The 1,087-nt window shown below is 56.2% G+C and carries 1 protein-coding gene; it reads left to right on the top strand.

Annotated elements, in window-relative coordinates:
- Positions 1-86: 86 nt before the first annotated feature.
- The coding region (gene istA / locus M6G53_RS24885; protein WP_253335215.1) for an IS21 family transposase at positions 87-1,087 on the top strand (1,001 nt) is incomplete at its 3' end.

Below are 1,087 nucleotides of genomic sequence, written 5' to 3'. Positions count from 1 at the left end.
TGTTAGTACCGATGTAAAAATGACCCACATGCCAATGTAATTCGGACCCACCTGGGGTAAAACTGGCAGTTTTAAGCGAGCTGCCGATGCTAACATTGGAGTTAAGAGTGGAGATTGCTGTTCTTCTTCGGCAAGGCATGTCCATCCGCGCTATTGCCCGTCATTTACGTTGCTCTCGCCAGACTGTTCGGCGGTATATCAGGATGGGGGATGCTGCCTCATCATCCCGTTATTCCAACCGAGCTCCACGTCCCGGTAAGCTCGACCCGTTCAAGGCTTACATTCTTGAACGGGTTCAGGCTGCTCGCCCCCATTGGATCCCCGCCAGCGTGCTGTTGCAGGAGATCCGAGAACGAGGTTATTCAGGCGGTTACAGTATGCTGACGGCATTCCTTCTGCCGTTAAAGCAGCAGCCCGTTGAGCCCGTGGTACGGTTCGAGACGCCGCCGGGTGAACAGATGCAGGTCGATTTCACCATTATCCGCCAGGGGCGACATCCGCTACTGGCTTTTGTCGCCACGCTGGGTTGGAGCCGGGCAACCTACGTTCGTTTCTATGCTCGCCAGGATACCGCTGCGTGGTGTGATGGTATCGAGCATGCGTTGGCTTTCTTCGGCGGCACTCCACGGCATCTGCTGTTTGACAACGCTAAGGCCATCATTCTGGAACGGGATGTCTACGGTGACGGGCGCCATCGCTGGAACCCACTATTGCTGGCACTCGCGGAGCAGTATGGTTTTTCACCCAAGGTCTGCCGCCCCTACCGAGCCAAGACCAAGGGAAAGGTTGAACGTTTTAACCGTTATCTCAAGGAGAGTTTCGTCGTGCCGTTGGCAACGACCTTCAAGCAGTCAGGTTTGATGCTGGATGTTGACTCAGCTAACGCCCGCGTGGGGCCATGGCTGGTACGAACCGCCAACGCCAGGAAGCACGGCACCACGGGTATTCCTCCTGACCACCGACTGCAGAAGGAGCTGGCCGCTTTGTTACCTTTGCCTGTGTTCAGAGCGTCAACAACTCCTCGATTGGCGGAGCCACAACGCCGGGCAGTACCCGTGGAGAGTATTCAGCATCCACTGTCGGTGTA

It is taken from the genome of Serratia nevei (genome assembly GCF_024160145.1).
GTDB classification, from domain to species: Bacteria; Pseudomonadota; Gammaproteobacteria; order Enterobacterales; family Enterobacteriaceae; genus Serratia; species Serratia nevei_A.
The sequence above is the reverse complement of the archived record's forward strand: the minus strand, read 5'-3'. Positions and strand labels throughout refer to the sequence as shown.